Origin of the sequence: Azospirillum agricola (assembly GCF_017876095.1) — a bacterium.
Lineage (GTDB): Bacteria > Pseudomonadota > Alphaproteobacteria > Azospirillales > Azospirillaceae > Azospirillum > Azospirillum agricola.
This window is the reverse complement of sequence record NZ_JAGINM010000002.1, coordinates 1-13215: the sequence shown is the minus strand read 5'-3', so window position 1 is coordinate 13215 and position 13215 is coordinate 1. Positions and strand designations below refer to the sequence as shown.

Here is a 13215-nt window from a genome sequence, read left to right as displayed (position 1 = left end):
CCATGGAAAATTTGTTGATATTCCCCGCTCGGGCCGGAGCGGCGCTGTTTGGGCGCCGCCGGTCCGCTCGTGGGCGAACCGATGGAAAGCGGACGGTCGGCATGCGTATTTCCTTTCACAGCATCAGAGCGAAGCTTCTGATCCTTCAGGGGCTTTTCATCGTCGCCATCCTGGCGGCGGGGGTCTGGTCGGCCTATGCGAAGCGGGCCATGATGGTCGACGGCTACGAGAACACCATCCGCTCGGTGGTGGAATCCTCCGTCGCGATCCTGAAATCCTACGACGCGCGGATGGCCAAGGGCGAACTCACCAGGGAAGAGGCGCAGGCACGCGCCAAGGATGCGCTGCGCTCGGTGCGTTTCTCCGGGCAGGAATACGTCTTCGGCTTCGAGTATGACGGGACCAACGTGTTCCACATACGGCCCGACATCGAGGGCACCCGCAAGCTGGCCGATTTCAAGTCGAGCGACGGCACCCTGATCATCCGCGAACTGCTCAGCCGCGCGCGGGCCGGCACCGGGTTCCTGGTCTACGACTTCCCCAAGGCCGGCGGCGACCAGCCCCTCCCCAAGCTCGCCTACGCCGCCCTTTACGGGCCCTGGGGCTGGATGATCGGCACCGGCGTCTACATCGACGACGTCGATGCCGCCTTCCGCTCGATCCTGGTCGGCACGCTGGCGACCACCGTCGCCACCGCCCTGCTGCTCGGGCTGTTCGGCTACCGTCTGGTGTCGCGCATCGCCAACGGGCTCGACAGCATCGCCGGGGCCACCGGCAAGATCGCCAGGGGCGACCTCGCCACCACGGTCGAGGGGGCGGAACGGCGCGACGAGGTCGGCACGCTGGCCCGCGCGGTCGAAGCCCTGCGGCTGACGGCCATCGAGGCGGCGAACCTGCGCGCCGGACAGACGGCGCTGGAAGCCCGCGCCGCCGAGGAACGCCGCGCCGCCATGAACCGCTTCGCCGATGATTTCGAGCGCACGGTCGGCGGCCTGGTCCGCTCGGTCGCCGAGGCGGCGGAGACGCTGACCGGCACCTCCAGCGCCATGAGCCGGGGCGCCGATCAGACCACCGGCCTGATGGGCACCGCCGCCGAGGCCGCCAGCCACACGTCCGGCAACGTCAACGCCGTGGCCGAGGCGACCGAGCAGCTCGCCGCCTCGATCCGCGAGATCGCCCAGCAGGTCGCCGAATCGACCGCCGGCTCGACCCGCGCGGTCGAGGATGTGCGGCGCACCTACCAGCTCATCGAACAGCTCGACACGGTGGCCAAGCGCACCGTCGAGGTGGTCGACCTCATCCGCTCCATCGCCGCGCAGACCAACCTGCTGGCTCTGAACGCCACCATCGAGGCGGCCCGTGCCGGCGAGGCCGGCAAGGGCTTCGCCGTCGTCGCCAGCGAGGTGAAGAACCTCGCCAACCAGACCGCCAAGGCGACCGACGACGTGCAGGCGCAGATCGCGGCGATGACGGCGGCCACCGCCTCGGTGGTCGACGCCATGCGCGGGGTCGGCGGGGTGATCGAGACGGTGAACAACGTCGCCTCCAGCATCTCCGCCGCCATCGAGGAACAGGGGGCGGCGACCCGCAACATCAGCGCCAACGTCAACGAGGCGGCGCAGGGCGTCGCCCAGGTGTCGAGCAGCCTGACGATGGTGTGCGGCCACGCCACCGCCACCGGCAACGCCTCCGCCGAGGTGGCCGAGGCCGCCCGCGCCGTCAGCAGCCAGACCGAGCGGATGCGGACCGAGGTGTCGGGCTTCCTCGCCAAGATCCGGCAGGGATAAAGGGGATCCGGAGGGGGCGGTCGCGGGACGGGGTGCATTCCGCAACAATCCGCGCTATGGAAGGATTCGGATTTCCTGGATGGCTTCCATGACCACCCCCTCCTCCACCGTGCCCATACCCGCGGCCGTTTCGACGCCGCGCGGCTGGCTCGACGAGGCGCTGCGGCGCATCGACGCGGACGTCAACCGTTCGGCCGACACCCACCTGCTGCGCCTGCCGATTCCGGGGGGGCCGGGGGTGACGCTGTACCTGAAGGACGAATCGACCCACCCCACCGGCAGCCTGAAGCACCGGCTGGCGCGATCCCTGTTCCTCTACGCGCTGTGCAACGGCTGGGTCCGCGAGGGCAGCACGGTGATCGAGGCGTCGTCGGGCTCGACCGCCGTGTCGGAAGCCTATTTCGCCCAGCTTCTCGACCTTCCCTTCGTCGCGGTGATGCCGCGCGGCACCTCGCCGGCCAAGATCGCGCAGATCGAGTTCTACGGCGGCCGTTGCCACATGGTGGAGCGCGCGTCGGAGGTCTGCGCGGAGGCACGGAGGCTGGCGCGGTCCTGCGACGGCCATTTCATGGACCAGTTCACCTACGCCGAACGCGCCACCGACTGGCGCGGCAACAACAACATCGCCCAATCCATCTTCGAGCAGCTGGCGCAGGAGCCGCACCCGGTTCCCGACTGGATCGTCTGCGGCGCCGGCACCGGCGGCACCTCGGCCACGATGGGGCGCTACGTGCGCTACCGCCGGCTGCCGACGCGGGTCTGCGTTCCCGATCCGGAACAATCCGCCTTCTTCGAGAGCTTCCGCGACGGCAACCCCGACGCCACCGCGCCGCGCGGCTCGGGCATCGAGGGGATCGGGCGGCCGACGGTGGAACCCTCCTTCCAGGCGGGCGTCATCGACCGCATGGTCAAGGTGCCGGACGCCGCCAGCGTCGCCGCCGCCTGGGTTCTGCGCGACCGGCTGGGGCGCTCCTGCGGCGGCTCGACCGGCACCAATCTGGTCGGCTGCATCACGCTGATCGCCGGAATGCTGCGCGAGGGGCGGCGGGGCAGCGTCGCCACCCTGCTGTGCGATTCGGGGGAACGCTACGCCGGCACCTACTTCAACCGAGACTGGCTGGCCAGCGCCGGGCTGGACATCGATCCGTGGATCGCCCGGATCGACGGCTTCTTCCGCACCGGCGCGTGGAGCACAGAGGGGGACGGCTGGGAGCTGGCGACGGCCGACCGCCCGGAAAGGCAGGGAACGCCATGACCCGCATGCGAATCCGGATCGATTTCCAGCCCGGCGGATCGATCGGCCCCGGCAAGATCATGCTGCTGGAACGAATCCGGGAAACCGGCTCGATCTCCGCCGCCGGGCGGGCGCTCGGCATGTCCTACCGGCGGGCGTGGCTGCTGGTCGACGACCTCAACCACATCTTCCGCGAGCCGGTGGTCAGCGCCGCGGTCGGCGGCAAGCATGGCGGCGGCACCGTGCTGACCGCCTTCGGCGAGCAGGTGATCGACCATTACCGCGCGGTGGAGCGCGAGGCCCGCGTCGCCACCGCCCACCGTCTGGCGGCGCTCCAGGCCACCGTCAACCCGGACTACGGCGCCGCCGACAAGACGGTGGACGACGGCAGCTTCGCCGGCGATCCCGGCCTTCAGCCCGGCTGCGAAACGACCGGCGGATAGGCGCTTGGCGCGCTCACCCCGGCGGCACCTCGCGCGGCTTGCGGTCCTCGCCGATGGCGACGTAGGTGAAGACACCCTCGGTGACCTTGATCGGTTCGGCTCCGGACCGTTCCCGGCGCACCCATGTTTCGATGCGCACCCGGATGGAGGTGCGGCCGACCTTCTCGACGGTGGCGAAGCAGCTCACCTCGTCGCCGACATAGACCGGCTTGTGGAAGGTCATCGCCTCGATTCCGACGGTGGCGACCCGGCCGCGCGAGCGGCGCACCGCCACCGTGCCGCCGGCCAGATCCATCTGCGCCAACAGCCAGCCGCCGAAGATGTCGCCGTTCGGGTTGGTGTCGGCCGGCATGGCGATGGCCCGCAAGGCCGGCCCGTTGTCGAAATCATACCCCGCACCTCCGGTCCCCGTCCCCCCGGTCCCTGCACCCTTGGTCATCGGCCCTCGCAGTCGCAAAAAATTGACGCACCAAATCTTGTATCGAGGGTATATAAGCGCCACAGGATGCGCTTGCGCACCCCTGACGAAATTCCTATCATGCCGCCATGAGCGATCTTTTCGAGAACAAAGGGCCCAAGGCCGACAGCTACTCCGCCCAGGACATCGAGGTTCTGGAAGGGCTTGAGCCCGTCCGCCGTCGCCCTGGCATGTACATCGGCGGCACCGACGACCGGGCGCTGCACCACCTCGTCGCCGAGGTTCTGGACAACGCGATGGACGAGGCCGTCGCCGGCCATGCCAGCCGCATCGACCTGGAGCTGACGGCCGACGGCACCGTGGTGGTGCGCGACAACGGGCGCGGCATCCCGATCGACGACCACCCGAAATACCCCGGCAAGTCGGCGCTAGAAGTCATCCTGACGACGCTGCATTCGGGCGGAAAATTCTCCAACAAGGTGTACGAGACCTCGGGCGGTCTGCACGGCGTCGGCCTGTCGGTGGTCAACGCCCTGTCCGACCGGCTGACGGTGGAGATCGCCCGCGAGAAGCAGTTGTACGTGCAGGAGTACAGCCGCGGCCTGCCGCAGGGGCCGCTGACGCCCAAGGGCAACGTCAACCGGCGCGGCACCACCATCCGTTTCCACCCCGACCCCGAGATCTTCGGGGAGACCGCGCGTTTCGAACCGCACCGGCTGTACCGGCTGGCGCGCTCGAAGGCCTATCTCTACCGCGGTGTCGAGATCCGCTGGAGTTGCGATCCCGCGCTGCTGTCCGTCGACGCGACGACTCCGGCGGCGGAGACGCTGCATTTCCCCGGCGGCCTGCTCGACTACCTGACGGCGGCGCTGCGCGACCGCAGGACGCTGACCCCCTCCCCCTTCGCCGGTGCGCTGGACTTTCCCGGCGGCCAGGGCCGCGTCGAATGGGCGGTGGCGTGGCCGGACGACGACGAGGGCTTCTCGCACACCTACTGCAACACCGTGCCCACCCCACTCGGCGGCACGCACGAGGCGGGCCTGCGGGCGGCGCTGACGCGCGGCCTGAAGGCGTACGGCGAGCTGACCAGCAACAAGCGCGCCGGTCAGGTGACGGCCGACGACGTGATGGGCGACGCCTGCATCCTGCTGTCGGTCTTCATCCGCGAGCCGCATTTCCAAGGCCAGACCAAGGAGAAGCTGGTCACGGCCGAGGCCCAGCGCCTCGTCGAGACGGCGGTGAAGGACCATTTCGACCATTGGCTGTCGGGCAACCCGCCCTCGGCCAACGCCCTGCTCGACCGGCTGATCGAGAAGGCCGAGGAGCGGATGCGGCGCAAGCAGTCGAAGGAGATGGGCCGCAAGACCGCGACCCGCCGCCTGCGCCTGCCCGGCAAGCTGGCCGACTGCTCGCGCAACTCGCCCGAAGGCACCGAGATCTTCCTGGTCGAGGGCGATTCGGCCGGCGGCTCCGCCAAGCAGGCGCGCCAGCGCGAGACCCAGGCGATCCTGCCGCTGCGCGGCAAGATCCTGAACGTCGCCAGCGCCTCGACCGACAAGATGCGGGCGAATCAGGAGCTGAACGACCTGACCCAGGCTCTGGGCTGCGGCGTCGGCAAGGACTTCTCCAGCGACAAGCTGCGCTACGAGCGGGTCATCATCATGACCGACGCCGACGTGGACGGCGCCCACATCGCCTCGCTGCTGATGACCTTCTTCTACCGGGAGATGCCGGGACTGATCCAGAACGGGCACCTGTACTTGGCGCTGCCGCCTCTCTACCGGCTGAGCCACGGCAACAAGCAGGTCTACGCCCGCGACGACGCCCACAAGGACGAACTGCTGTCCCGCCAGTTCAAGGGCAAGAAGCCGGACATCAGCCGCTTCAAGGGCCTGGGCGAGATGATGCCGGCGCAGTTGCGCGACACCACCATGGATCCGGCCAAGCGCACCCTTCTGCGCGTCGTCGTTCCCAACGCCGCCGATCCGGAGGAGCGTGCCGACAGCGACCGCACCCGGATGCTGGTCGAGGATCTGATGGGAAAGCGGCCGGAGCTGCGCTTCCGCTTCATCCAGGACAACGCCAAGTTCGTGAAGGCCGACGACATCGACGTCTGACGGCGGCGGGGCGCTCCCGTCCTGCTCCTGTCAATCGTGCCCCGGCGCGCCATATCAGAGCAGGACGGTTTCTGATTGGAGTGAGGATGAGATGACTCGCTGGCGTGCGCTCCCGGCCCTGCTCCTCGCCGGAACGGCCCTGCCGTTGCTGGGGGGCTGCATGAACGAACGGGTGGTGGCGAACGACCCGATGCCCGCCTACACGCTCAGCGAGGTCGCCTACGCCGCGTCGGAGCGGGATCTGCGGGTGGTCCTGATCGGCGACCCTTTCGGACTGGACCCGCAGAGCTTCGCCGCAAAGGTGCTGCCCTCGATGCAGAACCGCGTCTTCGGCGTGAAGACCACTCTGACGACCACGCCGAACGAGACAGCCCGGCCCGACTACAAGGTCGTGCTGGCCTTCAACATCGCCAACACGACGCTCAGTTCCGCCATCTGCGGCGACGCCCCCATCCCGACGCGGCCGCCGGGCGGCCCGATCGTCGTCCAGGGCGCCTTCTGCCGTGGCGGCGGGGCGCTGACCTCGGCCACCGGCTGGCTCGACCGGCCGCAGGGGCCCGACGACCGGGATTTCCAGTATCTGATCAGCGACATGACCTTCTCGCTGTTCCCGACGAGGCAGGCCAACGACACACGGTGTGGCGGCACCCCAGACTGCTGAGGCGTCCTGCTGAGGCGTCCCGCCGAGGCATCCGAGGCCCTGACGCCACGGCCTCAGGGGCATTGTGAAGGGCAGGCTCCCGGCCCCCCCATCGTGTCCGCCGTCCTCCGGCGCGTCATGCCGTGACAAGCCCGGTCACGATGGAAAAAGCCTGGAGGCGGTTGCTTCCAGATGAACCGTCAGGGACGCAGCAGCCAGTCGCGCATCAGCGCGGTCACCGCCTGCGGCTGCTCCATCGCCGACAGGTGCCCGCACTGCTCGACCAGCGCCAGCCGGGCGCCGGGAATGGCGGCGGCCATCTCCGCGTGCAGGTCGGGCGGGGTCAGCGCGTCCTCCCGCCCGCACAGGACCAGGGTCGGGCAGCGGATGGCGCCGAGGCCGGGCCGGCTGTCCGGCCGGTTCATGATGGCGTTCTGTTCGCGCGCGTAGCCGTCGACTCCGACCCGCTCCATCTGGGCCAGCACCGAGTCGACCAGCGACCGGTCGGACAGCCGGTCGGGATGGACCAACCGTGCCAGCCCGGCCCGCATCACCGAGCCGTACTTGCCCTGGCGGGCGAGCGCCACGGCGTCGCGGCGGTTGGCCGTCTGCTCCGGCGTGTCGGGCCGCGCGCTGGTGTCCAGCAGCGCCAGCCGCTCCACCCGCTCCGGAGCGCGCCGCAGGATCTCCAGCGCGACGTAGCCGCCCATCGACAGGCCGCCGAGCGCGAATCGGGAAGGCGCGCCGGCAAGGACATGCTCCGCCATGGCACCGACCGAATCATGGGCCGTCAGGTCGGCGACGCGGACCTCCGCGACCTCGGCGAGATGGCGGGCCTGATGGTCCCACAGCGCCGCGTCGAGCGGCATGCCAGGCAGCAGGATCAGGGTCGGCCGGGTCATTCCCTCCACCTCCATCATCGTCCCGCCGTCACTTGATCAGGGCGCTGACGGTCTTGAAGACCGGCGTCCCCGCGCGCTCCAGCCATTCGAATACCACCATCTCGGTGGTGACGATGGAGGCCCCGGCGGCTCGCAGGCGGTCGATGGCGGCGGCGTGATTGGCCGGCGTACGCGACGACACGGCGTCGGCGACCAGATGCACCGTGTAGCCGAGTCGCAGCAACCCAAGCGCGGTCTGCAACACGCAGACATGCGCCTCGGTCCCGCACAGAACGACGGAGCGGCGGCGCAGCCCCTCCAGCGCGGCGACGAAGGCCGGCTCGCCGGTGGAGGCGAAGGTGATCTTTTCGATGGTCGGCGTGCCGGCGGGCAGCGCGGCGCGGACCGGCTCCACCGTCTCGCCCAGCCCCTTGGCGTACTGCTCGGTCAGGAGCACCGGGACGGACAGCGCCCCGGCCGCCTTCAGCAGGATGCCGGCGTTGCGCAGCACCCGGCCGGACTCGTGGATGGCGGGCAGCAGGCGGGCCTGCACGTCGACGACGACCAGGGCCGACTCTTCGGCGCGGATAAGCATGGACGGACACTCTCCAACGAGGAACCACAGCCCTCCCGGGGGCGACCCAACCTATCGCAAGTCGGTTTTTTCGCCAACGGCGGCGGCATTCCCGCCTATTTTGGGGGTTTCAACATCGGGTCTATTGACATGGGCCTTTGACTACCTATTCTGCCGCACTATCTAGGCATCGGGCGTTGCACGCTCGATTTGCGAACTCCAGATCAGAAACAGGTTGGATGCTATTTTCGGAACTTGGGCTTGGCCCTGACGTCCTGCGCGCCATCGAGGACAAGGGTTACACCCAGCCGACGCCCATTCAGGAACAGGCGATTCCCTGGGTCCTGCAAGGCCGCGACGTGCTCGGCTGCGCGCAGACCGGAACCGGCAAGACGGCGGGCTTCACCCTGCCGATGATCTCGCTGCTCGCCTCCGGGCGGGCGCGGGCGCGGATGCCGCGGTCGCTGATCCTGGAACCGACTCGCGAACTGGCCGCCCAGGTGGCGGACAGCTTCGAGATGTACGGCAAGTACCACAAGCTCAGCATGGCGCTGCTGATCGGCGGGGAGACCTTCTCCGAGCAGGTCAAGAAGCTGGACCGCGGCGTGGACGTGCTGATCGCGACTCCGGGTCGTCTGATCGACCTGTTCGAGCGCGGCAACATCATGCTGAACGACATCAAGGTCTTCGTCATCGACGAGGCCGACCGCATGCTCGACATGGGATTCATTCCGGACATCGAGCGCATCGTCAGCAAGCTGCCGAAGACCCGCCAGACCCTGTTCTTCTCGGCGACCATGCCGCCGGAGATCCGGCGTCTGGCCGACGCCTTCCTGACCACTCCGCAGGAGGTGACGGTCGCCCCGCCCGCCTCCCCGGCGGAAACGGTGACCCAGGCCATGGCCCTGGTGCAGGACATGGACAAGCGCAAGGCTCTGCGCCACCTGCTGCGCACCGAGGACGTCAAGAACGCCTTCATCTTCTGCAACCGCAAGCGCGACATCGCCGTGCTCCAGAAGTCGCTGGAGCGTCACGGCTTCAACGCCGGCGCACTGCACGGCGACATGGTGCAGTCCAAGCGAACCGAGACGCTCGACCTGTTCAAGAAGGGCGAGATCTCGTTGCTGGTCTGCTCCGATGTCGCGGCGCGCGGCATCGACGTCCAGGGTCTAAGCCACGTCTTCAACTTCGACGTGCCCCTGACCCCCGACGATTACGTCCACCGCATCGGCCGCACCGGCCGCGCCGGCAAGCAGGGCCGCGCCTTCATGCTGGCAACGCCCGACGACACCAAGCTGGTCGGTGCCATCACGCGCCTCATCAAACGGGAGATTCCGATGATCGCCATCGACGGCCTCGAGACGGCCGAGTTCGGCGACGAGGACGCTCGCCCCCGCCGTGGCGGCCGTGGCGGCAGCCGCAGCCGTTCCGAAGGTCGCCCGGAAGCCCGGTCGCGCGATGAGCGGCCGAACCGCGAGGAGCGTCCCGCTCGGGAAGAGCGTGCCGTCCGTGACGAGCGCGCCCCCCGTGAGGAACGTCCGCTTCGCGAGGAGCGTCCGGAGCGTCCGGAGCGTCAGCCGCGCGAATCGCTGGCTGCCGCGGAAGCCCGCCGCAATGGCGAGCCGCGCCGCGATCGTGACCGCGACCGCCGCCGCCGCCGTGACGACGATGACGACGATGTGTCGGTGATCGGTTTCGGTGACCACATGCCCGCCTTCATGCTGCGCTCGGCCCGGCCTCGCCCGGCGGCGGAGACGGTCGCGGAATCCGCCGAGCAGAGCCAGGAGGGCTGAGTCCGTGCAGACCATCTTCGTCATGGTCAAGTGCGAGCTGGGAAAGGCCTATCTGGTCGCCGACCAGGCGGTCCAGCAGATTGAACCGGTGTCGGAGGTGCATTCCATCTCCGGCCAGTACGATCTTCTGATGAAGTGCTATCTCGGACAGGACGACGACATCGGCCGTTTCGTGACCGAGCATGTCCAGACCTTGCCGGGCGTCCGCGACACCTTTACGCTGATCGCCTACAAGGCCTTCGCGTAGACACCGATCATCGCTTTGCGGGAAGGGCCGGGAATTTCCCGGCCCTTTTTTCTTTTCCGAATTATCGCTGACCGCACCCGGACGCCCACCGTTGCGGCTGGACCCCGATCCCCCAGCGGCTACAATCTGCTGCGCCTCGATCTGGCGGTCGTACGCCTCCAGCAGGTCAGTCTGCGCCAGATCGAAGGCTTGGCGGGCGCGCTCGGCCGCCTGCACCAGCAGCAGGCGGGAGGTGTCGTAGCCGTTGGCCTGGGCCTCGGCCAGTTCGTTGGCCTGCTGGGCGTCGAGCGTGGCCAGCCCGGCGCCGCGCGCGTTGCCCACCGCCGTCAGCATCCGCGCCGTCACGTCGGTCTGGTAGGACGCGAGCGCCCGCGCCGTGCGCGCGCTCTCCGACCACGCGTCGGTGAGGAGGCCGACCGCCGCTGTGAAGGCGTCGGTGGTGATGGCGCCGGCATCGAGCTGCGCCTCCAGCCCATCGTAGGCCGTCCGCAGCTGGCCGGCGCTCAGCGTGCCGGTCCGGGCGCCATCGGCCACCGACGTGAAGGAGCCGCGCAGCGCGTCGATGGCGCCGGCCGTCAGCCCGGCCTCGGTCAGAAGCGTGTCGGTGTCGGCCCGCCACGCCGGGTCCAGCGCCGTCTCGAAGGCGATGCGCCCCGACCGCCGCGCGCCCGCGACGGCCTGACTCTGGTTCCAGGCGGCGGTGATCGAGCCCAGCAGCGTGGAATACTGGTCGCCGCTGATGACGCCATCCGACAGCGCGGCGTTGATCGTGGTCAGTGCCTCACCCATCGCGGCGAAGCCGAGCGTGCCGCCGACCGCCGCACCCTCCAGCCCCTGCAACGCGGCGATGACGCCGGACAGGCCGGAGTCGGCGACGTCGAAGCCGGCGGCCTTCAGGCCGTCCTTGACCGACAGCCGGGCGGACGGGTCGACCAGACTGTCGAGGGCGACCCGGCCCTGCGTCTGGAGGAACGCCACCGAGTCCTTGTGGTCCTGGATCGCCTTGGCGGTGTAGCGCTCGGCGATGTCCGCCTGCTCGGCCGCCGTGTAGCCCAGCGCGGTCAGCGCCGGCTTGACCGTCTCCAGGTTGATCCGCGCCTGCTCCGCCACCGCCGGCACCCCGCGCAGCGGCGTGACCGCGGTGCCCAGGCCCAACATGGCGTTGATGCCCTTGCGCGCGGCGTCGGTCAGCTCGCCCTCGGTGGCCAGCCCCAGCTCGGCCGCCTTGTCCCGCCACGCGACGATGTTGGTCTTGATCGCCTCTCCCCGGCGAAGTCGCTCCGATTGTCGTCGTAGGTTTGCAGGAGCCGCACGTCCCGGTGCCGCGAGAAGCGCTGCACCTTGCGGACGTCGCCGTTGCTGGCGTCCAGCGCGCTGGTGATCGCCGTGTGCCGCAGCCCGTGCGGCCGGGTGGCGATGCCGACCTCGGTGCCGAGGCCCCGCACGATCTGGTGGACGGCCGAGCCGGTCAGGCGCCTGCCGCCTCGGCCGGCGGCATCGAGGCGATGGAACAGCGGGCCAGGGTGGATGCCCCGCTCCGCCACCCACGCCTCGAGCGCCGTCCTGGTGGCGGCCGGCAGGCTGACCCGCTCGCGCTGGGTCCGCCCCTTGCCCAGCACCGCGAGGGTGCCGCGCCGGCTCTCGTAATGCTCCAGGTCCAGCGACACCACCTCGCCCCGGCGCAGCGCCACGTCGTGCAGCAGCCGGACGATGGCGGTGTCCCGCACCCCCTTGGCGTCGGTCCGCCCCTTGGCCTGGGCAATCATCGCCTTGACGCCCTCGCGCCCCGGCCCCCGCGTGTCGCGGTAGGCCGAGGAGTCGACGTTCTCGACCTCCAGCGCCCAGGCGACTAGGCCGAGCATGTTGCCCTGCTTCACCACCGAGCGCAGGGCGGCCAGCCGCCGGTTGACGGTGGCCGGCTGGAGCCCGCGCCCGGTCATGTCGTTGCGGTAGCCCAGCGCCAGGGCGTTGGCCTGCCCGTGCTCGATCGCCAGCAGCAGGCGGACCACCCGCTCGGCGCTGTCGCCGAAGCCGGCGATGCCGGTCTGCCGGGCGACGAAGGCCCGGAAATCCTCATGGTCCTGCCGGTAGGCGCGGACGGTGTTGGCGCCGCGCCCGGCGTAGAAGGCATCGAGGAGGTGCTCCTGGATGCGGTCCAGCAGCAGCGCCGCCGCGTGGCGGGCGTCGGCGAGGTCCCGCGCGCCAGCCGGGGCTGTCTCGGCAAGGACCGGAAGCGTCACCCCTCCAGCGCGTCGCGCAGCTGCGCGACGGTCATGTCCTCCGGCAGCTCGCGCAGCATGACCGCGACCTTTTGGCGAAAGCGCTCCACCCGGACCGGAGACGGATAGCTCACCGGCCGGCGGGTGTCGCCATGCGTGATCCCCGCCCCGGCGGCCACCGCCTCGCCGATCAAGCTGTCCATGTCCCTGGCCCCCCGTGTCAAAGTCTGCGTGCGCGGGCGCGCAGCGCGTCGAACAGGGCCGGGCTGTCCTCGATGAGGTCGATCAACCACGGCACCGGGATCCAGCCCCGGGGTCCTTCCGCATTTTCGGTGCAGGCCGGATGTAGATGGGCAACGGAGTGAGCACATAAAGGGAACCATTTACCCGCATGAGTACCCGTTTCCTTGTCCAAATCGCTACTTTCCCTGCTGCCGACCGGGCTTGTCGTTGATCAGGTCACGGTCGACGCCGATCGTGTCGTGATGGCGGCCCATGTGCGTGCCGCTACGGCCGTCTGCCCGCTGTGCCGCCGACCATCGCGCCGCGTCCACAGTCGTTACAACCGCCGCCTGGGCGATCTGCCCTGGCACGTATGGGTGAACTGCGTCTGCAAGTCCGCCGGTTCCGGTGTCCGGCCGCGGACTGCCCACGCCGTGTCTTCACCGAACGCCTGCGCATGGTCGCGGCGCCGCGGGTCCGGCGCACCCGGCGACTTGCCGAGGCGCAGCGCACCATCGCCTTGAGCGCGGGCGGCGATCCTGGTACCCGGCTGGCCACCCGTCTTGCGATGCCGGTCAGCGGCGACACGCTGCTGCGCCTGATCCGGGCGGAGCCGATGGTGCCGATCCCGACGCCGCGC

At 69.7% G+C, this 13215-nt stretch carries 12 protein-coding genes and 1 pseudogene; 8 read left to right on the top strand and 5 right to left on the bottom strand.

Annotation, left to right across the window (positions count from 1 at the left end):
• The first annotated feature begins 101 nt into the window (after positions 1–101).
• From J2847_RS02445 to J2847_RS02435, 3 genes are all read left to right on the top strand, one after another.
• Positions 102–1787 (top strand): methyl-accepting chemotaxis protein, encoded by a 1686-nt coding sequence (locus tag J2847_RS02445; protein WP_209776761.1) that lies wholly within the window; start codon positions 102–104, stop codon positions 1785–1787.
• Positions 1788–1875: 88 nt separating this feature from the next.
• Positions 1876–3042 carry a PLP-dependent cysteine synthase family protein gene (locus tag J2847_RS02440; RefSeq protein ID WP_209776759.1) on the top strand — a complete coding sequence of 389 codons (1167 nt, stop codon included), beginning with the start codon at positions 1876–1878 and terminating at the stop codon, positions 3040–3042.
• Positions 3039–3464 (top strand): winged helix-turn-helix domain-containing protein, encoded by a 426-nt coding sequence (locus J2847_RS02435; RefSeq protein WP_209776757.1) that lies wholly within the window; start codon positions 3039–3041, stop codon positions 3462–3464. Before J2847_RS02440 ends, J2847_RS02435 begins: the two co-directional genes overlap by 4 nt.
• Positions 3465–3477: 13 nt before the next feature.
• On the opposite strand, the gene J2847_RS02430 is transcribed toward J2847_RS02435, so the two are convergent.
• Positions 3478–3903, bottom strand: coding sequence for an acyl-CoA thioesterase (locus J2847_RS02430; RefSeq protein ID WP_085556866.1), 426 nt, complete (start codon positions 3901–3903; stop codon positions 3478–3480).
• 107 nt (positions 3904–4010) lie between these two features.
• Between J2847_RS02430 and parE the strand changes: the two genes are divergently transcribed.
• Positions 4011–5999 (top strand): DNA topoisomerase IV subunit B, encoded by a 1989-nt coding sequence (parE, locus tag J2847_RS02425; RefSeq protein WP_209776756.1) that lies wholly within the window; start codon positions 4011–4013, stop codon positions 5997–5999.
• Between the two features lie 91 nt (positions 6000–6090).
• Positions 6091–6660, top strand: a complete 570-nt coding sequence (locus J2847_RS02420; protein WP_233474244.1) for a hypothetical protein — start codon at positions 6091–6093, stop codon at positions 6658–6660.
• A gap of 179 nt (positions 6661–6839) precedes the next feature.
• Here the strand turns inward: J2847_RS02420 and J2847_RS02415 are convergent, their stop codons facing one another.
• Together J2847_RS02415 and J2847_RS02410 are read right to left on the bottom strand one after the other, a co-directional pair.
• A complete protein-coding gene (locus tag J2847_RS02415) occupies positions 6840–7541 on the bottom strand; it encodes an alpha/beta fold hydrolase (protein WP_209776754.1) in 702 nt (233 codons plus the stop codon).
• Between the two features lie 28 nt (positions 7542–7569).
• Positions 7570–8115, bottom strand: a complete 546-nt coding sequence (locus J2847_RS02410) for a hydrolase (protein WP_209776752.1) — start codon at positions 8113–8115, stop codon at positions 7570–7572.
• 218 nt (positions 8116–8333) lie between these two features.
• Here J2847_RS02410 and J2847_RS02405 point away from each other — a divergent pair, with 218 nt between their 5' ends.
• Both J2847_RS02405 and J2847_RS02400 read left to right on the top strand, forming a co-directional pair.
• On the top strand, positions 8334–9887 hold the full coding sequence (locus J2847_RS02405; protein ID WP_209776751.1) for a DEAD/DEAH box helicase: 1554 nt from the start codon (positions 8334–8336) through the stop codon (positions 9885–9887).
• A gap of 4 nt (positions 9888–9891) precedes the next feature.
• Positions 9892–10134 (top strand): Lrp/AsnC ligand binding domain-containing protein, encoded by a 243-nt coding sequence (locus tag J2847_RS02400; protein WP_085556872.1) that lies wholly within the window; start codon positions 9892–9894, stop codon positions 10132–10134.
• A gap of 1187 nt (positions 10135–11321) precedes the next feature.
• Here J2847_RS02400 and J2847_RS34765 read toward each other — a convergent pair.
• Positions 11322–12374: a tyrosine-type recombinase/integrase gene (locus J2847_RS34765; RefSeq protein WP_209776749.1), complete on the bottom strand. Its 1053-nt coding sequence runs from the start codon at positions 12372–12374 to the stop codon at positions 11322–11324.
• Complete coding sequence (locus tag J2847_RS02390) at positions 12371–12556, bottom strand: hypothetical protein (RefSeq protein ID WP_209776747.1); 186 nt, start codon at positions 12554–12556, stop codon at positions 12371–12373. The genes J2847_RS34765 and J2847_RS02390 overlap by 4 nt, the downstream gene beginning before the upstream one ends.
• A 204-nt stretch (positions 12557–12760) precedes the next feature.
• Between J2847_RS02390 and J2847_RS02385 the strand changes: the two are divergent.
• A pseudogene (locus J2847_RS02385) lies at positions 12761–13215 on the top strand (transposase family protein); the annotation flags it as partial.